This is a genomic window from Shewanella putrefaciens (assembly GCF_016406305.1).
GTDB classification, from domain to species: Bacteria; Pseudomonadota; Gammaproteobacteria; order Enterobacterales; family Shewanellaceae; genus Shewanella; species Shewanella putrefaciens_C.
The window spans coordinates 1,106,421-1,127,874 of record NZ_CP066369.1; the positions used below are offsets into that span (position 1 = coordinate 1,106,421).

18 protein-coding genes and 1 rRNA gene are annotated in these 21,454 nt (G+C 47.0%); 12 read left to right on the forward strand and 7 right to left on the reverse strand.

The genetic code is table 11. The features are described 5' to 3' along the window. The first annotated feature begins 16 nt into the window (after window positions 1-16). Window positions 17-132 (forward strand): 5S ribosomal RNA (rrf, locus tag JFT56_RS04810). A gap of 236 nt (window positions 133-368) precedes the next feature. On the opposite strand, the gene JFT56_RS04815 is transcribed toward rrf, so the two are convergent. Next, window positions 369-533, reverse strand: a complete 165-nt coding sequence (locus JFT56_RS04815; RefSeq protein WP_198782571.1) for a hypothetical protein — start codon at window positions 531-533, stop codon at window positions 369-371. Between the two features lie 460 nt (window positions 534-993). Here JFT56_RS04815 and JFT56_RS04820 point away from each other — a divergent pair, with 460 nt between their 5' ends. The 3 genes from JFT56_RS04820 to JFT56_RS04830 are packed head-to-tail and all read left to right on the forward strand — an operon-like array spanning window position 994 to window position 4,228. Then, window positions 994-1,257: an OadG family transporter subunit gene (locus JFT56_RS04820; RefSeq protein ID WP_198782572.1), complete on the forward strand. Its 264-nt coding sequence runs from the start codon at window positions 994-996 to the stop codon at window positions 1,255-1,257. An 11-nt stretch (window positions 1,258-1,268) separates the two neighbouring features. Beyond that, window positions 1,269-3,089 carry a sodium-extruding oxaloacetate decarboxylase subunit alpha gene (gene oadA / locus JFT56_RS04825; protein ID WP_198782573.1) on the forward strand — a complete coding sequence of 607 codons (1,821 nt, stop codon included), beginning with the start codon at window positions 1,269-1,271 and terminating at the stop codon, window positions 3,087-3,089. An 8-nt stretch (window positions 3,090-3,097) separates the two neighbouring features. Continuing rightward, window positions 3,098-4,228 carry a sodium ion-translocating decarboxylase subunit beta gene (locus JFT56_RS04830; protein WP_198782574.1) on the forward strand — a complete coding sequence of 377 codons (1,131 nt, stop codon included), beginning with the start codon at window positions 3,098-3,100 and terminating at the stop codon, window positions 4,226-4,228. A gap of 39 nt (window positions 4,229-4,267) precedes the next feature. On the opposite strand, the gene JFT56_RS04835 is transcribed toward JFT56_RS04830, so the two are convergent. After that, a complete protein-coding gene (locus tag JFT56_RS04835; protein ID WP_198782575.1) occupies window positions 4,268-4,435 on the reverse strand; it encodes a hypothetical protein in 168 nt (55 codons plus the stop codon). A gap of 183 nt (window positions 4,436-4,618) precedes the next feature. Further along, window positions 4,619-5,875: a dicarboxylate/amino acid:cation symporter gene (locus JFT56_RS04840; protein ID WP_198782576.1), complete on the reverse strand. Its 1,257-nt coding sequence runs from the start codon at window positions 5,873-5,875 to the stop codon at window positions 4,619-4,621. A gap of 272 nt (window positions 5,876-6,147) precedes the next feature. On the opposite strand from JFT56_RS04840, the gene JFT56_RS04845 reads away from it, so the two are divergent. The 5 genes from JFT56_RS04845 to JFT56_RS04865 all read left to right on the forward strand — a co-directional run bounded on the left by JFT56_RS04845 (window position 6,148) and on the right by JFT56_RS04865 (window position 12,593). Next, the gene (locus JFT56_RS04845; RefSeq protein WP_198782577.1) at window positions 6,148-6,573 is read left to right on the forward strand and encodes a YqaA family protein; all 426 of its coding nucleotides are present in this window, start codon (window positions 6,148-6,150) and stop codon (window positions 6,571-6,573) included. Window positions 6,574-6,719: 146 nt separating this feature from the next. Continuing rightward, on the forward strand, window positions 6,720-9,572 hold the full coding sequence (locus JFT56_RS04850; protein ID WP_198782578.1) for a M16 family metallopeptidase: 2,853 nt from the start codon (window positions 6,720-6,722) through the stop codon (window positions 9,570-9,572). Between the two features lie 175 nt (window positions 9,573-9,747). Continuing rightward, entirely contained in the window at window positions 9,748-11,397 is a 1,650-nt protein-coding gene (gene gshA / locus JFT56_RS04855) for a glutamate--cysteine ligase (protein ID WP_198782579.1), read from the forward strand. A 17-nt stretch (window positions 11,398-11,414) separates the two neighbouring features. Further along, window positions 11,415-11,858 (forward strand): hypothetical protein, encoded by a 444-nt coding sequence (locus JFT56_RS04860; RefSeq protein ID WP_198782580.1) that lies wholly within the window; start codon window positions 11,415-11,417, stop codon window positions 11,856-11,858. 117 nt (window positions 11,859-11,975) lie between these two features. Continuing rightward, window positions 11,976-12,593, forward strand: a complete 618-nt coding sequence (locus JFT56_RS04865) for a hypothetical protein (RefSeq protein ID WP_198782581.1) — start codon at window positions 11,976-11,978, stop codon at window positions 12,591-12,593. A gap of 57 nt (window positions 12,594-12,650) precedes the next feature. On the opposite strand, the gene JFT56_RS04870 is transcribed toward JFT56_RS04865, so the two are convergent. The 4 genes from JFT56_RS04870 to dauA form a co-directional block, all read right to left on the reverse strand. Beyond that, window positions 12,651-13,898: a sensor domain-containing diguanylate cyclase gene (locus tag JFT56_RS04870; protein WP_198782582.1), complete on the reverse strand. Its 1,248-nt coding sequence runs from the start codon at window positions 13,896-13,898 to the stop codon at window positions 12,651-12,653. 156 nt (window positions 13,899-14,054) lie between these two features. Beyond that, on the reverse strand, window positions 14,055-15,158 hold the full coding sequence (purK, locus tag JFT56_RS04875) for a 5-(carboxyamino)imidazole ribonucleotide synthase (RefSeq protein ID WP_198782583.1): 1,104 nt from the start codon (window positions 15,156-15,158) through the stop codon (window positions 14,055-14,057). Then, window positions 15,158-15,649 carry a 5-(carboxyamino)imidazole ribonucleotide mutase gene (purE, locus tag JFT56_RS04880; protein ID WP_198782584.1) on the reverse strand — a complete coding sequence of 164 codons (492 nt, stop codon included), beginning with the start codon at window positions 15,647-15,649 and terminating at the stop codon, window positions 15,158-15,160. The genes purK and purE overlap by 1 nt, the downstream gene beginning before the upstream one ends. Before the next feature lie 276 nt (window positions 15,650-15,925). Then, on the reverse strand, window positions 15,926-17,668 hold the full coding sequence (dauA, locus tag JFT56_RS04885) for a C4-dicarboxylic acid transporter DauA (RefSeq protein WP_198782585.1): 1,743 nt from the start codon (window positions 17,666-17,668) through the stop codon (window positions 15,926-15,928). 222 nt (window positions 17,669-17,890) lie between these two features. On the opposite strand from dauA, the gene JFT56_RS04890 reads away from it, so the two are divergent. The 3 genes from JFT56_RS04890 (at window position 17,891) to JFT56_RS04900 (ending at window position 21,302) form a co-directional block, all read left to right on the forward strand. Continuing rightward, on the forward strand, window positions 17,891-19,846 hold the full coding sequence (locus tag JFT56_RS04890) for a vWA domain-containing protein (RefSeq protein WP_420136013.1): 1,956 nt from the start codon (window positions 17,891-17,893) through the stop codon (window positions 19,844-19,846). A gap of 69 nt (window positions 19,847-19,915) precedes the next feature. Further along, the gene (locus JFT56_RS04895; RefSeq protein ID WP_198782586.1) at window positions 19,916-20,521 is read left to right on the forward strand and encodes a sigma-70 family RNA polymerase sigma factor; all 606 of its coding nucleotides are present in this window, start codon (window positions 19,916-19,918) and stop codon (window positions 20,519-20,521) included. Then, window positions 20,514-21,302 (forward strand): hypothetical protein, encoded by a 789-nt coding sequence (locus JFT56_RS04900; RefSeq protein ID WP_198782587.1) that lies wholly within the window; start codon window positions 20,514-20,516, stop codon window positions 21,300-21,302. The genes JFT56_RS04895 and JFT56_RS04900 overlap by 8 nt, the downstream gene beginning before the upstream one ends. Window positions 21,303-21,454 lie beyond the last annotated feature (152 nt).

Here is a 21,454-nt window from a genome sequence, read left to right on the forward strand (position 1 = left end):
TTTAAAACCGAATTTGCTTGGTGACAATAGCATTGTGGTCCCACCTGATCCCATCCCGAACTCAGAAGTGAAACGCAATCGCGCCGATGGTAGTGTGGGGTCTCCCCATGTGAGAGTAGGTCATCGCCAAGCGCCTAATTATCTTGTAAAGATGTAACGAAGCCAGCTGAATAAGCTGGCTTTTTTGCATTTGGAATTCACTCAATTTTGCTTTAAAGCCCGACTAACCCCAATCCGCATTTAAGTTTACTCACCACACCCAATCTTTTAATTATGCCTTTATCATGCGTTTTGTATGGCTTATAGAGGTATTCCATGCATGGCTGCAATCCCCACAATAACTTCATTCTGCTTGAAATACCTGTTTGTTAGCCACTGCCATCCATGGTGGCAACGGTATGACTTTCTGACTTTTTTGACTTAGTGTGCTGAGAAGCCCTTGCCAGATATTGGTAGGTCTTCTGTTCAGCCTGTTGCTGAATAGCCTGTGCCAATGGGATGGCATATTCGAATTGATGCCGTCTTATGACCATCTACCGATATCTATTCCTCTACAGAGAGTCGAAGAGACGATATTTTTGCATAAATCCTCAATACCCAATTTATGGGCGATTGCTTATTCCTGAACAATGGCGTCATGTTTTCATAGGGAGAATGACTGAGCTTGGCTCATTGTTTTTCACAATAAAATGATGGATATGTATTTAAAAGAGCAATTTATGAGAAATCATCAATGGCATTCAATAAATTCATCAATATTGGTAAGACCATTTTACATTGTTGTGGTGTTATTAGTTTCTATTAGGTATGTTTGATAATTGTAAATATGTAGGGTTATTTCATAGCGTATGAATGAATAATCTTTAAATGTGATTTTATATTCTTTGGTGTTTGCTGGCTCAGGGGAACATAAGTTTCTAGGTTTAAGCTTGAAAAAGAGAGTCATCAAAATATTTATGGGTAATGTATTCATTAGTAAGGAGTTAGAGGGGGATGGGGGAGTTAACTGAGCAGTTAATCGATGCCGTTGGCATTATGGTTTTAGGGATGGGGTTGGTGTACTTGTTTTTAAGTGTGCTTATTTTGGGCGTCCATATGGTCGCTAAATGGTGTGCAAGTGAGGTGGTGAATAGCAAAGTTGCATTGAATCCATCGCGCGACGTATCAGGATTGACGGCGAATGCTAGTACTTTAGATCCCAAAGTCGTGGCTGCAATCACTTTAGCAGTTCAGCAATTTCGTTCGCACACAAAATAATGGGGAGCAGTATGAATTCAGTATGTTCAGCATTGGCGCCAAAGCCATTAGTGTTAACCGATGTCGTTTTACGTGATGCGCATCAGTCTATCTTAGCTACTCGTTTAAGAATCGACGATATGTTACCTATAGCACCATTGCTCGATAGGGTTGGTTTCTGGTCGTTGGAATCTTGGGGCGGTGCGACCTTCGATGCCTGTATTCGTTATCTTGGTGAAGACCCCTGGGACAGAATTCGTGAGCTAAAAAAGGTGATGCCCAATACACCGCAGCAAATGTTGCTGCGTGGTCAAAACCTATTGGGCTATCGCCATTATGCCGATGATTTAGTCATGCGTTTTGTTGAGCGCGCCCATACCAATGGCGTCGATGTATTCCGTATTTTCGATGCGATGAACGATGTAAGAAATCTCGAGACTGCAGTAAAAGCCGTGCGCCAAGTCGGCGGCCATGCCCAAGGGACAATTTCCTATACGACTAGCCCAGTGCATACCATAGAGACTTGGGTGGATATGGCCAAACGCCTCGAAGATATGGGTTGTGACTCTTTGTGTATCAAAGATATGGCGGGATTGCTTAAGCCGATAGAAGCGTATGAGCTTATTAGCAGACTTAAATCCCAAACCCAACTTGTGTTGTCAATGCATTGTCACGCAACGACAGGTTTGAGTACGGCAACTTACCAAAAGGCCATTGAAGCGGGTGTGGATGTCCTCGATACGGCTATTTCCTCTATGAGTCAAACCTATGGCCATACGGCAACTGAAACCGTGATTGCCATTGTAGAAGATACTGAGCGTGCAACGGGTTACGATATGCAGTTGCTTGAGGAGATTGCCGCTTATTTCCGTGAAGTGCGTAAGAAGTACGCTAAATTTGAAGGCGCGTTGAAAGGCATAGATTCACGTATTTTACGCGCACAGGTACCTGGTGGCATGTTGACCAATATGGAGAGTCAACTTAAGGAGCAAGGCGCGGCCGATAAGATGGACTTGGTCTTGGAAGAAATTCCCCTAGTACGTGCCGATTTGGGGTTCTTGCCCTTAGTGACGCCCACATCGCAAATTGTTGGCTCGCAGGCGGTCATTAATGTGTTGATGGGTGAGCGTTATAAGTCACTGACCAAAGAGACTGAGGGCGTGCTCAAGGGCGAGTATGGCGCAACCCCAGCCCCCGTCGATGCCGCCTTGCAAGCCAGAGTCTTACAAGGGGCGCAAGCCATAACCTGTCGTCCTGCGGACCTGTTAACGCCGGAGCTGGCTAAATTAAGGCAGGAATTGACGGACAAAGCGAAGGCTCAAGGCATTCGCCTATCGTCAGAGTATGACGATGATGTGCTGACTTATGCACTCTTCCCACAAATAGGATTGCAGTTCTTAAAGAATCGTGACGATCCGAGCGCCTTTGAGCCTAAACCTGAGCTGACGTCGGCACCTGCTGCTTCTAATGCTGTAGATCGTGGCCCAGAAACTTACACTGTCACTGTCGAAGGGCAAGAATATGTGGTTGAAGTCTCGGCTGGCGGTGAAATCAGCCAGATCCAGCCACAGGGCCAAAGTGTTCATGCCGTGCAAGCTGTAACGGCGAACACTACGCCAACTGCGAGCCATGGAGAGATCAGGCTTGAAATGAGCGCGCCTTTATCGGGTAACATCTTCAAAGTGCATGTTTCCCCTGGCGATCGGGTGCGAGAAGGCGATGTTGTGATCATCCTCGAAGCGATGAAAATGGAAACTGAAATTCGTGCTCAGGGCGATGGCATTATCGCTAAGCTTTGGGTGAAAGAAGGCGACTCAGTTTCTGTGGGTTCTCAATTACTGGCCTTGGCGTAGGAGTCATTATGGAAGGTTTAATGGCTTTTTGGGCCGAGACAGGTATTGCTCACTTTACCGGCGGGCAAGTGTTGATGATGGCGGTGGGCGCTTTACTCCTCTATCTCGCCATAGTGCGAGGCTTTGAGCCTTTATTATTGCTGCCAATTGGTTTTGGCGCTGTATTGGCGAATATTCCCCATGCGGGATTTACCGAAGAGGGCGGCATGCTGTATTACGCCTATCACGTGGGGATTGAGACTGGGGTGTTCCCGCTGTTGATCTTTATGGGCGTTGGCGCGCTGACCGACTTTAGTGCTTTGATTGCGAATCCTAAAACCCTGTTGTTAGGGGCGGCGGCGCAGTTTGGAATTTTTGCGACATTGATTGGCGCAATCGCACTGAACTTAGTGCCGGGCTTTGAGTTTACGATGAAAGACGCGGCGGCCATTGCGATTATTGGCGGTGCCGATGGGCCGACGGCGATTTTCCTCGCCTCAAAGCTGGCACCTGAGCTATTGGGGGCGATTGCGGTCGCGGCCTATTCCTATATGGCCTTAGTCCCGATTATTCAGCCGCCGATCATGCGTTTACTGACCACCCAAGCCGAGCGCGAAATTAAAATGGAGCAGCTGCGTGAGGTCAGTAAAAAGGAAAAGATCATTTTCCCTATGATGGTACTGGGATTAACGATTCTATTTTTACCCGCGGCGACGCCGTTAGTGGGCATGTTTTGCCTTGGTAACTTGATGCGTGAATCGGGTGTAGTGGATAGATTATCAAAAACGGCGCAGAACGAGCTTATTAATATAGTGACCATATTTTTAGGCTTAGCCGTGGGGTCTAAACTTTCCGCCGAGCAATTTTTGCGTGTCGAAACCTTAGGCATTTTAATTTTAGGGGCCTTAGCTTTTAGTATTGGTACTGCGGCAGGTGTGTTAATGGCAAAACTGATGTGTAAGTTATCGGGTGGTAAGATTAATCCTTTGATTGGAGCCGCAGGAGTGTCGGCTGTACCTATGGCGGCGCGGGTCGTGAACAAAGTTGGTTTAGAGGCCAATCAGCATAACTTTTTGCTGATGCACGCCATGGGGCCGAATGTGGCTGGAGTATTAGGCTCGGCGGTTGCGGCTGGGATATTACTCGCCGTGCTTGGTTAACGGGTTAATCGATAGCCTACTCGGGACGAGTAGGCTTTTTTATGCGGTTAGCCAAAGCAATAGCATCAAGAGCAAAATCAAAGTCCCACTGATGGCAATAATATAAATGTACCCGCGTTTGCCCTGGGCGAGTGGAAGTCCATTGGCTTTTAAAAACAATGTCCACAGCAAACACAATATCAGCGGGATTAAAAAGAGTTTAGTCATGCTGGCTCAACCTTTTTGTTTTGTATCATTGCAGTCTGGTATCAATGAGTTTAACAGTTTGATCTTATTGGTAGTAATAGATTTTGATTTTATTCTTACCCCATGGAATAGTGGCTGTTATTTCCCCAATAAAAAAGACCGCCGTAGCGGTCTTTCTATATTCCATTATTACTGAGCACTGCATTACTGAGGATTGGCTGGTGATGTCTCCAGCATATCGTTCGAGTAAAACTGCGCTTCATCGAGTTCATTTTCGGATTTGCCGATCACCACAGCGGTCATCATATCGCCCGTCACATTGGTTGCGGTGCGGATCATATCGATAATACGGTCAATCGATGCAATAAAGGCAATGCCTTCAAGTGGTAAACCAATCACACCTAAGGTGACGGTAAGCATCACCATTGCGCTGCCTGGGACTCCAGCGGTTCCTACCGATGCAACTGTGGCAGTCACGGCAATCATCACATAATCCAAGGTATCGAGGGGGATATTATAAATTTGGGCGATAAAGATAGCGGCTATCGCAGGGTAAATACCCCCACAACCGTCCATGTTCATGGTAGCCCCTAATGGCATCACAAAGGCGCTATAGCGCTTTGATACGCCCATGGTTTCGACGGCGCGAGTACTTGCGGGCAGCGTGCCAAAACTTGATGAGGTACTAAACGCAACTAATTGTGCTGGCATGGCTTTACGGAAAAACTGCACAGGGCTTAAGCCTGCGACAAATTTAACTAAGCCTCCGTAGATAAAAATCATGTGGATGAGCGCTGCAATATAGATAGCGGCGATAAATTTACCTAGGGGTAAGAGGGTTGATAAACCATAGGCACCGACCACCCAAGCCATTAGGCCAAATACACCGATAGGGGTAAGCTTTAACACCATACGAGTCAATTGAAACATGACTTCAGCACCGGCTTCTATGGTGCGTTTCAGTGGTTCGGCTTTCTCGCCCACTTTATTGATAGCGATACCCACCAAAGCGGCAAACACAATAATCTGCAGTACTTTGCCTTCAGCCAAAGAGGCGAAAGGGTTCACAGGGATCATATCGAGTAAAACCTGCGCAAAGCCTGGAATATTACGCTCGCGCACTTCGGTTGTTGTAAGCGCCATAGTGCCGCCCATATCGATCATCGAGCCCACGGCTAAACCTATCAATGAAGCGATTGTGCCCGTTAGCATAAACATCCCGAGGGTCTTTAAACTCAGGCGCTTCAAACTAGTCTGCGAACCTAGCGAGGTAATACTCACAACAATGGCACAGAACACCAAAGGTGCAACCAACATCTTGATAGCACTGATAAATAAATCACCTAAGGGTTTCAATACTGTCGCAGTTTCTCCTAAAATGACGCCAACAAGCGCCCCTAAGATAAAACCTGTGAGGACTTTTTGCCAAAAAGGAATGCGGCTAATAGTTTGTAGGATCATGGGTTTTCCAAAAAATAATATAAGTACAAGTCCATAGACCCGAGATGCTAGGATGTGCCTTCCATGGAACTAAGCGAACTCCTCGGGTATAGGAGATGTTTGCCATTAAATGCATTGTATAGATAGAGTTGGGGTTATAACAAACCGATTTTCTTATAACTTATTGTGATAAATGAGTTTGTTGCAAAAAGGTTGCGCCCCATATTTGCTTAACCAAGGAATTTTGGCAATGCATTTCTACACAGCATTATGTTTTCACTGAGTTATCATTTATGTCCGAATTAAGTCTCATGTTTTCTGGTGCGTTTTTAGCGGCCACTTTGTTACCGGGCGGTTCTGAAGTTTTACTTATTGCGCTTTTAAATCAAGCGCCTGAGACTTGGCTTTCCCTAGTGGTGGTGGCGACGATTGGCAACACATTGGGTGCTATGACGAGTTTCTACTTGGGGCGATTAGGGCGTTTTGCCAAGTCGCCCGAGGAGTTGAGTGGAGCAAAGTACGCTAAAGGGTTAAATTTGATAGAAAGTTATGGCGTCTGGGCGCTATTGCTGTCATGGGCACCTGTGATTGGGGATATATTATGCCTGTTGGCTGGATGGTTAAAGTTGCCATTGGTATCTTCATTTTTGATGATATTTTTTGGAAAAACAATTCGTTACTTGCTTGTTGCCGCGGCGGTTATGCACTGGTTTGCTTAAGTGCTAGTGCAATAGTTTGGTCTTCTTTAACGGTTGTCAAAGGGATAAATTCTTGTATTAATAGGAACTTAGTCACTGTAGCCAAGTCATAGTAACCGAGTCTTAAAAACCATTGTTTATCGATTTAGCTGTATTCTGACCAATTGATGTGTAAGGGGAATATTTTGAAAAAATGGATATTAGCACTAGCGATTTCTGCCGCTTTAGCCGGTTGTGCATCCGATACCACGACAACGAGCTTACCCGCTGGTGTTAGCCTGATTGAAAATGTACAACTTGCCGATCGACAAGTGGGCATTCCCTATAAAAAATATCAGTTAGCCAATGGCTTGACCGTTATCCTGCATCAGGATAATTCAGATCCTTTAGTGCATGTGGATGTCACTTACCATGTAGGCTCTGCCCGTGAACTCGCGGGTCGCTCAGGTTTTGCCCATTTATTTGAGCATATGATGTTCCAAGGTTCAGAACATGTCGCCGATGAGCAACATTTTGAAGTTGTGACCGAGGCGGGCGGTACGCTTAACGGTTCAACCAACACGGATAGAACCAACTATTTTGAGACAGTGCCCAGCAATCAGCTGGAAAAAATGCTGTGGCTAGAGTCCGACCGTATGGGCTTTTTATTGCCGGCACTGACCAGTGAAAAATTTGAAGTGCAGCGCGAAACGGTAAAGAACGAGCGCGCCCAGAGGATCGACAATCAGCCCTATGGCCGCATGACAGAGCGGTTTAACCAAGCTTTTTACCCCGTTGGGCACCCTTACTCTTGGCCCGTTATCGGCTGGCCGGAGGATCTTAATCGGGCAACTGTGGATGATGTAAGGCACTTCTTTCAGCGCTGGTATGGACCAAACAATGCCACATTGACCATAGGCGGTGATTTCGACGAAATGCAAACCCTAGCATGGGTGAACAAATATTTTGGCGAGATCCCCCGAGGCCCCGAGGCTTTACCCGAGCCTAAAGCTTTAATTAATCTGGATAAGACCCGTTATATCTCGATGGAGGATAAAGTGCATTTGCCACTTATCCGTATTGGTTTTCCAACCGTGTATGCGAGCCATCCCGATGAAGCAGCGCTTGATCTCCTCGCCAATATTTTAGGGGGCGGGAAAACCTCCTTGCTGTATAAAAACTTGGTTAAAGATGGCTATGCTGTGCAAGCCAGTGTGAGTCAACCCTGTCAAGAATTAGCCTGCCAGATGTCGATTTACGCCCTGGCAAACCCAGAGAAGGGCGCTAGCTTGGCGGATCTTGAGCAGCGGATCCTCCGCTCTATTAATGAATTTGAGCAACGCGGTGTCACCGATGAAGATCTGCAAAAAGTGAAGGTGCAGTTTGAAGCCGATAGCATTTTTGCCTTGCAAAGTGTGAAAGGTAAAGTGACAACACTCGCCTTGAATCAAACCATGTTTGGCGATCCCAATAAGATTGCTGCCGATCTTGAACGCTATGCCAATGTCACTAAAGACGATGTGATGCGAGTCTTTAAACAGTACATAAAAGATAAACCTCGGCTAGTTATGAGTGTGGTGCCAGAGGGCATGACGGCACTCGTCGCCCATCCCGATAACTTTACACCACAAACCTTGCCTGTTGCGCAAACGGCCGTTCAAGGTCAGTTGCCAACGGCAAAAATCACCTCTCATTTCGACCGTTCAATCATGCCCGGATCGGGTGCTGCGCCCATGCTTAAAGTCCCTAAAATTTGGACGACTAAGTTAGCTAATGGCATTGAGGTGATGGGGACGCAGAGTGCGGAAACCCCGACTGTAGAATTAGTCATTTATCTCAATGGCGGTCACAGATTAGTCCCCGTTGAAAAGGCGGGGCTTGCGAGTTTGACGGCGGAGATGTTGAATGAATCCAGCCAAAAACGTAGCAGCGAGGCCCTTTCTCAAGCCCTAGAAATGCTCGGTAGTACAGTCGACTTCAGCGCCTCTGAATATCAAAGTACGATTAAAGTCTCTACCCTGACAGAACATCTAGATGAGACATTGGCCATTATGGAAGAAAAACTCTTCCAGCCTGGTTTTACCGAACAGGATTTTGCAAGGGTTAAACAACAACAGTTACAACAGATCCAGCATATGCAGTCCAATGCTGGCTATTTAGCCAACTCAGTGTTGTTTGGGCTACTCTATGGCAAAGATAATGCCCTCGGTGTAAGCGATAGCGGAACCTTAGATTCGGTTGCCGCCTTAACCCTTGAGGATGTGAAAGCCTTTTACGCAGAGCAATATCGCGGTGCTAACGCAAAAATCATCACTGTTGCGGATCTCTCTGAGTCGGCCCTGCTACCTAAATTGGCTGGGTTAAGTCAATGGCAAGGCCAGGCCACAGTGCTGCCACCCTTAAAGCCATTGCCGTTATTGAAGGGAGGCACGATTTATCTGATTGATAAACCTGGGGCGGCGCAATCGGTGATCAATATCGCAAAGCGTGCTCTGCCCTATGATGCAACCGGGAATTATTTTAAAGTCTCGCTGATGAATTACCCCTTAGGCGGTGCATTTAATAGCCGTATCAATCTGAATTTGCGTGAGAATAAAGGTTACACCTATGGGGCTAGGACCGATTTTTCTGGTGGCGCCGAAGTCGGGGATTTTGTGGCATCGAGCGATGTACGTACCGATGTCACAGCTAAGACCTTAAGCGAGTTTGTGAAGGAAATCAGTGCCTATCAGCAAGAGGGGATGACGGATGCTGAACTTGCCTTTATGCGTAACTCCGTTTCCCAAGGTCAGGCCCTCGATTATGAGACTCCCTATCAAAAAGCAGGGTTTATGCGAATGATCCAGCGTTATCAGCTAAGCCCAGATTTTACCGAGCAGCAGGATAAGATCATCAATACTGTAACAAAAGATGAACTCAATGCCCTTGCGGCTTCCGAGCTAAATATCAAGCAAATGATTATCTTAATCGTAGGGGATAAGGCTAAAATTGAAGCGGATTTAGCAACATTGGGCTATCCAATTGAAACTTTAGTATTGTAAATTGGTATTTCGCCCTTATATAGGTGATGGACGAGGGCGATAATTAACACCCATTCGTCATAAATTGACATCGAAAGACGGTGACAGCATTAGCTGTCACCGTCTGCGTTTTGCCATAAAAGAATGTAATTTGGCTTGCCCCATACGCAGGTTTAGATTTATTTTGAGGCGTATTTTGAAAGATAAGCCTCAAAATAAAGGTCTGACTGTTAACCATGTCGCGATAGCGAATCACCAATCAGAGAAGCGCAAATTGAAGCCATTCAATGAATTAGTACAATATCTCTCGGACGCTCCTGGGCGCACCGCACTCTTAGGTATGTTACGTGGCATAGAGCGTGAGGCTTTACGGATCGATGGGTCTGGTTTCCTTGCTATGGATACGCACCCCCGCGAATTGGGGTCAGCGTTAATGCATTCACGCATTACTACAGATTATAGTGAAGCGTTACTCGAATTTATTACGCCTGTGAATAATCAGGTTGAAGCACTCTTACAGGGGTTGACCGAAACCCATGCCTTTAGCGTCCGCCATTTAAATGGCCAGCGTTTGTGGCCAGTGAGTATGCCCTGTTACGTCAAAGATGAGCACAATATTCCCGTTGCCCGCTATGGTTCATCGAACACCGGCAAAATGAAAACCTTATACCGCAAGGGGTTAACCTATCGCTATGGCGCCCTGATGCAGATTATTTCTGGGGTACACTTTAACTTTTCGGTATCCCAGTCACTGTGGCAGCGTCTCTATGAGTTAAGTGATAAGAGTCTGACATTAGATGATTTTATCTCTGAATCTTATTTTGGGCTGATCCGTAATTACCGCCGTCTAGTCTGGGTGTTGCCGTACCTCTTTGGCGCTTCACCAGCCCTGTGTAGCTCTTTTATTAAGGGGCAAAAAACCGATCTGCAGTTTGAAAAGTCCGGCCGCGGCACTTTGTATTTACCCTATGCAACATCACTGCGAATGAGTGATTTAGGCTACACCAACAAAGAGCAGGAAGATCTCAATATCAGCTATAACTCTTTACCTGAGTATTTAGCGGGCGTAAATGCCGCCATAAAAATGCCATCGGCAAATTTTGCCAATATTGGGGTTAAGGTTGATGGAGAGTACCGACAGCTTAATGCCAATGTCTTGCAGATTGAAAACGAGTTTTACTCGCCCATCCGTGCTAAACGCGTGACTCGAAGTGGTGAAAAACCCTCAGAAGCTCTCGCCCGCGGGGGCGTTGAGTATATTGAAGTACGGGCATTAGATGTTAATCCCTTTAGCCCCATAGGTATTGAAGCGAGCCAAGTTCGCTTCCTTGATTTATTCCTACTCTACTGTTTATTAACCGAATCTCCTAAGTCGGATCCCGACGAAGAGGCACGCCTTAGCGCGAATCTTAAATCGGTTGTGCTTGAGGGGCGTAAACCTGGCCTTGAGTTATTAACTTCGACTGGAGCTTTACCCTTGAAAACCTGGCTTGCAACCTTGTTCGATGAGTTGCAACCCCTTGCTAAGTTGTTAGATGGTGAAGCAACGGATTATCAAACCGCCTTAGCCCATTGGCACCGCGCCGTGGATGATCCATCTCTGACCCTATCTGGGCAAGTGAGTCAGCATTTAATTGCCAAGGGTGAAGATCATGGACACTGGGTTATGACACTTGCCCAGCAATATTATCAGTACTTTATTGATTATCCGCTCTCCGATGAGACCATTGCCCAGTATCAAGCCGAAGCCAAAAGTTCGCTGGAGAAACAGGCCGCATTGGAGGCCGAGCAAAATGCCGTTTCCTTTGATGACTATCTCGAAGATTATTTTGGAGTAAGAGCGTGAGCGCCCAAGGGATAAATATGCCGCGATTGGGCCTGCTGGCGAGTTTGTTTGGTGTCAGCGCTTTATTATCGGGGTGCGCAAGCTCGCCCGAAGATCCGCTCCTGTGTGGGACTGTATCTGGCTATCTGCAGCCCGATGCCAGTACCCACTGGTATCGTGTCGTTGTCACGCACTTAAACGGCCAAGCCATTATTTCTAAACCCAATTATCAACTCGCACCAGGGGATTATGAGTTTACAGTGGCTGAGCTCATCGATGATCCCTCGCTGGGGGTCACACTCAGCGCTCGTGTGCCTAAAACATTTAAGCTCATCGTTGAAGGAAACCAGCGTTACCATATTGGCGCCTTGTTCCATACGGATAAGCGCTACATGGGTAAGGACCCTTCCTACTGGGAGCCCGGGGTGTGGCAACAGGAAAGCCATGAGTGCCAACTTGAGTTGACTCCTGAAACCAAATAATCCTTAGCGTCACCTTCACCTGGGTTATCTATGGGCACAAAAAGGTATTTTATGTTTGCCTCGTTGTGAGTGTATGCCATCATTGGGCGTCTTAATACTTTGGAGAACAAGCGATTAATGAACTGGCATTGCGTAATATTACTCTGTGCGTCCATAGGTTTACTCTCAGGATGCGCCACATCGCCCCCAAAATCCCCTGACAATTTATGTGATATTTTTCAAGAACACCGCTCTTGGTATGACGCGGCCAAAGATACCCGTGACAAATGGGGCGTGCCAGTACATGTGCCGCTTGCCATGATGTATCAAGAAAGCTCGTTTAGGCATAATGCGGCGCCGCCGATGGAATATTTTTTAGGTTTTATCCCCATAGGCAGGGCAAGTGATGCCTATGGCTATGCCCAGGCAAAAACCATGACCTGGGACGATTATGTGCGCGAGACGGGTAACAGCTGGTCGAGCCGTAGTGATTTTGATGATGCCATGGATTTTATGGGCTGGTTTATTTATAAAACAAATAAGATCAATGGTATATCAAAGTGGGATGCGAGAGCACAGTATCTTAATTACCACGAAGGTTGGGGTGGTTATCGCCGTGGTAGTTACAAGTCTAAGGCATGGCTAGTTAAAGTGGCGGCTAAGGTTGACGATAGGGCTAAGCGTTATGCGGCCCAATATCAAACCTGTAAAGAGGATTTAGATTCATCTTGGTTGTGGCGATTATTCTTTGGTTAGGCGCTATGGCTAGAACAATCCCAATGAGTCATGCCAATACGCAGGGCTAAGCAGCCGTTATGTTTTTGCCGTTAAGGTTTCTAATGCGTTAATGGCTTTTTTCTTGGCGCGTTTTTGCTCATACATAGCATGGTCGGCTTGCTTAAAGGCGGTTGACCAATTGCCATCAAACGCTGCTATCCCAAAGCTAAAACCGAGGTTTAATTGATCTTGATGTAACTCGATGCGGATTTCATCGAGATCGCCTTCAAGTTGTTCCCTTGGGCCGTGGCAAAGCGCAACAAACTCATCCCCTCCAAAGCGCGAGATAATGCCTTTATTTTGCCAATAATTCAAAATAGCGCTGGAAACCCGCTTAATGGCGGTATCACCCACCTGATGGCCATAGGTATCGTTAATGGCTTTGAGGTTATCCATATCGATAATGATCAAAAAGCTCCCAAGATGGGATTTAGCTTGCCAATGCTGCAGGGCATCCTCGAAATTTTTGCGATTATAGAGCCCGGTTAATGAATCAAAATTGGCGAGTTTAGAGATCTGTTGCGACTTCTGATACAGGGCTATCGCATTGCTGGCCTCGTGGGTCAGAATCGAAACTAAATTGCGGTCGTAGTCACTAAAGGCCCCCACAATACTGCTGTCGAGGTTAAGCATGCCGTAGAGTTTGCCATCGATACGAATGGGGCTTGAGAGTGTCGAACGTATGGGATGTTTGGCCGCGGTCAGTAAAATTTGTTGAGCTTCTTCCGATAAGGTACTGCCGGAGTTGATATTTTGCATATCGTTGACCACCACCACACGGTCACACTTGCCCTTTGTTAGACGGTATTCGAAGGATTGCTCTAAGGTAAAATTAAGTTGTTTTAGCTTGGCTAAGTCGAGGCCGACTACGGATTCAAAATGCAGTTTATTGCTGATTTCATTGATTTTAATGATGCTACCCATTTCGGCACCATTGATAATGCAGACGGCTTTATTGAGCAGGGCATCGAGAAAGGCGTGCTCATTCTTATAATGGCTCGATAAGTGGGCGAGCTCATAAATGGCGTCATTAATATTCACCACTTGTTCCAAATGCAGCCAGAGGCGACTCAGACGACCTTGATGCAGGTAGTAAATTAAGCTGTAGGCAATCACATAGATAAGGCAAACAAACAGCAGAGGCAAGATAGTCCAGCCTTCTGTGGGGGCATTAAAGATAAACAGCAGAACGAATAGCACTATTGGCACTATGAGTAGCAATAAGTGGTAGCGATAGTCTAAGCGGTCTATGGTTTTACGTTTAAAGTTATCCCTTAATTTCACTCGAAAGTTCCCTTATTCGTGCCCTTGCTAGCGTTGGTAGAACCGGATGCATCACTAACTCATTCACGCTGAGTACGGTTAATTATATATTGAAAAATAAACTGATATGGAATCTAGGGCAATTCCATATCAGTGTTTACTGTGACAGCGGTTAACTTAATTATGGTGTTTGGCAAATTCTGCCAATATCCATGCTAGCGGAGCCTGATACTGGGCAGGCATCCAAGCTTGCAATGCGGCAATGCTGTCGTTCAGTACCGCTTGATTGGGCACAGAAAGGTTTAAATGTCCCACTTTTCGGCCTGGGCGCACTTCCTTGTCGTACCAATACAGCTCCGCATTAGGCAAACTTAACCAGCGCAGGTCATTATCGATACCGATAAGATTAACCATCACACATTGAAAATTCACCTGCGGCTGTGGAATAGCAATGCCACACAGGGCCCTTAAATGTAGCTGGAATTGGTCCATATGGGTGCCAGCTTGCGTCCAGTGGCCAGAGTTATGCACCCGCGGCGCTAATTCATTGACCAATAAACTATTACCAACTCGGAAACATTCCATCGCCATGACACCGACATAGTCTAGTTCATGCATGATGGCGCTGAGCATAGCTTCGGCTTGGGATTGCAGCGGCGTTAGGCGTGCCAATGGCGAAATAGAAGCCATTAGAATACCGTCTTGATGGAGATTGAGCGTCAAGGGGTAAAATATGCATTGGCCTTCGCGGGTGCGCACGCCCACTAAGGACACTTCCTCATCAAAATTAATCGCCTGTTCGGCAATGGCTAAATTGCGCCAATCCTGTGGAATGTCTCCGGCTTCGGCTTGTTTTAGCCAGTGTTGGCCTTTGCCATCGTAACCACCTGTGCGGCGTTTCATTAACACACGTGCACCAAAACGTTGGTAGAGGCTGTCTACTTGGGTATGGTCATCGACGAGTGTCCAAGGCGCGGTTGGCACCTTGATTTGGTCGAGCAAACTTTTTTGGCTATAACGATCCGCTAGACGGCTAAATACGGGGCCGTTAATAAACTGAGGGTGGCTGCTTAACTGCAAACTTAAGCTAGATTCAGGCCACTGCTCACGCTCGGCGGTAATAATATCCTGGGGAGCGAGGGGGAGGATTTCATCCGTTGGCGTCATTATATCCACTGCGCGGACATCAATCGCCAGCGGTTCACCTGCGTGGGTCAGCATGGCGCCTAATTGGCCATTACCTAACACCCACACTCTTTGCTTTGTGTTTGTCTGGGTCATTAGGCTTCCCTCGGATCGGGATTGTCCAACACTGCGCGGGTTTGTTCTTCCCTAAAGGCTTCTAAACGGGCGGCAAGCTTAGCATCGTTATTGGCCAAAATTTGGCAAGCCAGTAAGCCTGCGTTAAAGGCTCCTGCAGTACCTATGGCTAAGGTGCCAACGGCAATTCCCTTAGGCATTTGTACGATAGATAACAGGCTGTCCATTCCTGACAGCGCCTTGCTTTGTACGGGTACACCTAATACGGGTAAGCGAGTTTTTGAGGCAATCATGCCTGGCAAGTGCGCTGCACCGCCCGCGCCACCAATGATGATTTTAAAACCACGGTCAGCGGCAGTGGCTGCAAACTCCATCAGTTTATCTGGCGTTCTATGGGCGGATACCACTTCAACATGATAGGGCACTTGCAGTTTATCCATGATCTCAGCGGCGGCTTCCATAGTGGGCCAATCACTCTTAGAACCCATAACAACAGCAACAAGGGCTTGCATGATAACTCCTTAACTCACTAATTTTAATTATATTTTGACCTTGTCTCAGGTCTGGGTACAGTTGATGTCCAATGCGTCGGTAATAGCGGGGAGCATCATGGCGCAGAATAATACCATGTAAAGCGTCATTTCTGGCGTTTTTTGCGCGCAAAAATAGTGTCCTAGACACGGAATTGAGTGTTTATAAAATCAGGGCGAGTCGCATTTTGCGACGCCATTTCCCCTAAAGCCAGCTTATGTGGTTTTAGGGGAAAGCGGTTAAGGAAGGGACTTTGTTTACCTTTGCAAAGTATGCTCCGGCGTGGGAGCTTCGGCTAAGGCTTCACGCAGGGTGGGATAAAACTTGAGTACACCTTCGATAGGCTGAATTTTTGCCCTTGCCAGCGTGCGAATAGGTTGGAACTGCAAATCGGCAATGATAAGTTTGGTGTGGTTAAGTTTGCATTTTTCAATCAATTTGGTGAGTGCAGCTAAGCCACCGGCATCGAGTATTGACACCCCGTCGAGGTACAGCACTATCACTTGCTTATCTTGGGTCAGGGTCGCTATTTCGGCAAAAATACGGTCGGCCGCGGCAAAGAATAGCGGGCCATTAATTTTGATCACAGCCCAATCTGCAGGTAAGTCTTGATCGACATAGCGCTTATTGCTGCTGATGTCGTAAAGTTTTGTCATTTCTGCAATTTCTTTCATAAAAAGCAAAGCCGCAAGAATAATTCCTACGCTGATGGCTATCACCATATCGAAAATCACAGTCAGAGAAAAACAGCTCAAAAAGACTAAAATGTCGCTGGTGGGCGCCGTTTTGACTAAATGCACAGCCTTTGGCGCTTCACTCATATTCCAAGCGACTACGAGTAGCAGTGCCGCCATGGCTGACATGGGTAAGTAGGCGAGCACTCCCGCTAAGGCGACTAAACCTATTAATACCACGAGTGCGTGGGTCATAGAGGCGATTGGACTCTGTGCCCTTGCTTTGACGTTGGCAGCACTACGAGCTATTGCGGCCGTAGCAGGAATACCACCGAAAAAAGGCGTGATGATATTACCAATGCCTTGGCCAAGTAATTCACTGTTGGCGCTGTGGCGTTTGCCCGTCATACCATCGAGCACTACGGCGCACAGGAGGGATTCAATGGCCCCTAACATGGCAATGGCAAAGGCTGCGGGAAGCAAGGCTTGAAAGGTGGCAAGATTAAATTCGAAGGCTTGTCCATTGGCTCCCGCCTGTAACCAAGGCCATTCAAAGCTCGGTAGCACGGGAGGGATCCCTGTGCCAGTGGTACCGTCACTTAATTGGTAATGAAAACGTGTACCTATGGTTTCAATATCCGCGCCCATCGCATTTAGCACTAAGGCGACTATGCTACCTAAGGCAATTGCCGGTAAATGGGCGGGTATATGAATTTTCAATCTTGGCCAGAGTAACATAGTGGCTAAGGTGATCGTTGCGACCAATAGGCTAGGCAAATGCATAGTGGGAAGCGCTTTGCCAAGGACCATGATTTTTGAGAAATATTGTTCAGGCATATGTTCGATCTGCAGCCCGAAAAAGTCCTTAAGCTGCAGGGTCGCAATGACAACCCCGATCCCGGCGGTAAAGCCTAAGGTGACTGACTCTGGAATATATAAGATCAAGCGGCCAAGGCGCAGCATGGCCATGGCGACTAACATCATGCCTGACATCACAGTGGCAATTAATAATCCCGCTAAGCCAAATTGCTGGGCTATGGGGTAGAGCAGCACCACAAAGGCGGCGGTAGGCCCGGATACGCTGTAGCGCGAGCCGCCCGTCATGGCAATGATAAAACCACCTACAATCGCAGTATACAAACCGTATTGCGGCGCTACACCACTGGCGATGGCAAGTGCCATTGCCAGTGGGATTGCGATAATGCCCACCGTGAGGCCAGCGAGAATATCTTGTCCAAAACGTTTAAAAGAGTATTTATCTTTTACGCAGGCTTCGGTGAGGGCGTGGGCAATTCTTAACGAAAATAAATGAGCAGAGTGTGGCACGAGTGGGTCCATAGGGCGGGCTGTTACTAGGCTCTATTCTAAGGTCCTTGAAAAAGCGCTGGTGTGATCAGGCTTGCAAAAATAAGTTAAATGACTTTGTTTTGAATAAATAATGTGCTTGGGAGATAAGGGCGTGGTGACAGTGATAAAAGTGTTTGCGGGATAACCCTTTTTGCCTAGAGTCGCGTTTATAGGGGGTATAAACCTATTGAGGCGCTGATCATGAAAAACCCCGTTATGAAAAACCCTGTTATGAAAAAAACTGATTTCCCTAAACTGCTGACTATGGCCGAACTTGCCAACCCCACTACGGCGAGTAAAGGCTTTACTCGATCTTGTCATATGACACTGAATCCTATTTGTCTGTTATCTAGCTTATCGCTTGCCGTTCTATTGGGGTTAAGTGGCTGCACAGATAAACCCATTGTCGATGAAACATTGCCAGTACAAGCTTCTGAAACGGCAGAGCAACAAGCAGCCTTGAAACACAAACGTGAGTTAGAGCAGGCGTTATTACAACAGGCAGAGCAGTACAGGGCGAAGGAACATATCCACGCCATGGAAGTTGCAAAAATGGGCGCAGCGCAAAGGGTTATGCATATGCCCTCTCAATCTATGCAGATGGAAGCGTCTTTTGGCGTCGCAGCTCCTGCGGTTGGACAGGTTTGGCATGCAGATAATCAACCTGAAGCTAACCAGTTCGCGAAGCAAGTGCAAAATGGCATTATGGTGGCGGGTGAAATCCCAGTATCCACCTTTGCTATCGATGTGGACACTGGGAGTTATTCGACCCTGAGGCGCATGCTAAATGAAGGTCGCTTACCGAGCAAAGGCACAGTGCGCATCGAAGAAATGCTCAATTACTTTCACTACGATTATCCATTACCGGGTAAGAATGACGCGCCTTTTAGTGTCACGACCGAACTCGCACCATCGCCATATAACGACGACACTATGCTGTTGCGGATAGGATTGAAGGGTTATGAGGTGGCAAAGTCTGATCTAGGGGCGAGTAATCTGGTCTTTTTGCTCGACGTATCGGGCTCAATGGCCTTTGCCGATAAACTGCCACTCTTACAAACTGCTATGAAAATGCTGACCCAACAGTTGAGTGGGCGCGATAAGGTTTCCATCGTCGTTTATGCGGGCGCGGCTGGCGTGGTGTTAGATGGCGCTTCTGGTAATGATGCTCAAACCTTGAACTATGCATTAGAGCAGTTACGCGCTGGCGGCTCGACTAACGGTGCAGAGGGGATAAATCTTGCCTATCAATTAGCACAAAAGCACTTTATTCAAGGGGGGATCAATAGAGTCATCCTCGCGACCGACGGTGATTTTAATGTGGGGTTGACAAATTTCGATGAATTAATCAGCTTGGTTGAAAGGGAGCAAACGCGGGGAATTGGGCTCACGACCTTAGGGTTTGGAATGGGGAACTATAACGATCGGCTGATGGAACAGCTCGCCGACAAGGGCAATGGCCATTACGCCTATATAGATACCGCTAATGAGGCGCGTAAAGTGCTGGTGGAACAATTGAGTTCAACTTTGCTGACCATTGCCAAGGACGTTAAAGTGCAAGTGGAGTTTAACCCCGCCCTCGTCGCAGAATATCGTTTACTGGGTTATGAAAACCGAGCGCTGGCCCGTGAGGATTTTAATAATGATAGGGTCGATGCCGGGGAAATTGGGGCTGGCCATACTGTGACCGCACTCTACGAATTGCGTTATGCTGAGTCGGGCAATATGGCCAATGATAAGTTACGTTATGGTTATAACTCGCATACGGGACAGGAAAAATATAGCCGAGATGAAATTGCTTATCTAAAGCTGCGCTATCAGTTACCCGATGCCACAGAGAGCCAATTACTAACCTATCCAATCCGAGCGGATCAGAGCGTGAAATCCCTAGAGCAGGCAAGCGATGATTTTCGCTTTGCGGCGGCGGTTGCGGGTTTGGGGCAACTACTGAATCAAAGTCACTATTTGCATCAATTTGATTATAATAAGCTTAGTGTTTTGACTCGTTCAGCCCTAGGTAATGATAGCTACGGATATCGGCATGAATTTATGCAATTGGTTGAGATTGCCGCAGCGCTCACACAATCGAATCGAATACCGTTAAATAAATTCGATACTGGTGATAAGCCTTTTCCTCCCGAGGATAAACTCCATTAAGATGCTAGTAGCACCATCCTCATAAAATGATTTGAGATCATAGGTTAAGTTAACAATAAGGGAGCTGTCATGGCACTCGCGATACCGCAAATACATGCCCATGAACATACCGATGAGCACTTAATGCAGCGCTATGCCAAGGGGGATAGCAAGGCATTCGAGCAGCTATACCTTAAGCATAAGGGAGCATTGTATCGATACTTTGTGCGCCAGTTAGGGGATAAACAGCTCGCTGAGGATTTATATCAAGAAACCTGGGGCAGGGTGATCCGCGCTGCCGCAAATTATGAAGCTAGCGCTAAATTTAATACTTGGCTTTATCGTATCGCCCATAACCTATTGATAGACCATGTGCGAGCCGTTAAACCCGTTGATTTAGTTGGCCATGATGAGGGAGAAGCGGGTCTCGATGCTTTTGCTGGCAAGGAGCAAGATAAACCCGATGTACAGTGGCAAGAGGCACAAAAGGGATTGTTGCTTAAGGCCTGCATTGGGTTATTACCCCAAGTGCAGAAAGAAGCATTTATTCTTAATATCGAAATGGGATTTACCGCCGCGGTGATCAGTGACATTGCTGGGGTCACGCTCGAAGCGACAAAAAGCCGGATTCGCTATGCCTATCAAAGTTTGAAAGATTGTGTAAATGCGAAGTGGCAGGAGGCTGGCCATGAGTAATTCCACCCAACAAACACAAGACCAGGCGCTGCGTCAGGAAGTCTCGGCTTGGTATCATCAACAGGCACTTGAAGTACCCCCTGAAAAGTTAGATCAGGATATTCTAAGATTATCGCAAACTCATCTTGCGGAAATGAATATTACTAAACTTAAACCTGTGGTGGCTCCACTTTGGCAACGATTCCCTTGGGCTTTTTCGAGTGCGGCGTCCCTAGTGATTGTGGTTGGTTTGCTTGTGCTTAATCGTCCGCAGGTCGATAGGGCATTGATGACACCTAGTGCGGTGACTATGGATGCGCCTACGGTATCCCCAGCGGCTGAAGCCGAGTTAAATGCGGCGCAGGCAAAGAATGCCCAAATTGAACATCAAGCTAAGAGGATGCAGGCTGAAGTGGCAGAGTCACAGGCGATGAAGGCTAAATCACGCATGTTAGCTCAAGAACAGGCCCAATCCGGCGCGCGCCAAACAAGCCCAATGGTAGCCTCACAAGCTTCGCCCCCCAGTTTAGCAGCGACTCCCAATGTGGATGAGGCTCAGACTAAACCACTATTATCATCATCACCATCATCATCACCATCACTCGCCGAGTCTCTGGCGCATTTGAAGGTATTGATTGAGTCTAAACAAATTGACGAGGCATTAGCCCTAGAGCAAAAACTATTGAGTGAATACCCCGCATTATCCGAAGCGGGAACTGGGGATAAAAATCCCGAAGGAACAAACACTCCCAGTGCAACATTTAAAACATTGCAACGGCAGTTACACCCAGGGAGTCAATAGTCTTCAGTGCGGATATTTGGGAATGACACGCCGCTTTTTAGCTTGCGTTGGATTATTTACTTGATCGTTGTCATAAAGTGAACAGGATTTAGCCTGCTATATTGGAGATCGATGTACGACTTGACTAGTATCAATAGTTAGAGCCCAAGTTT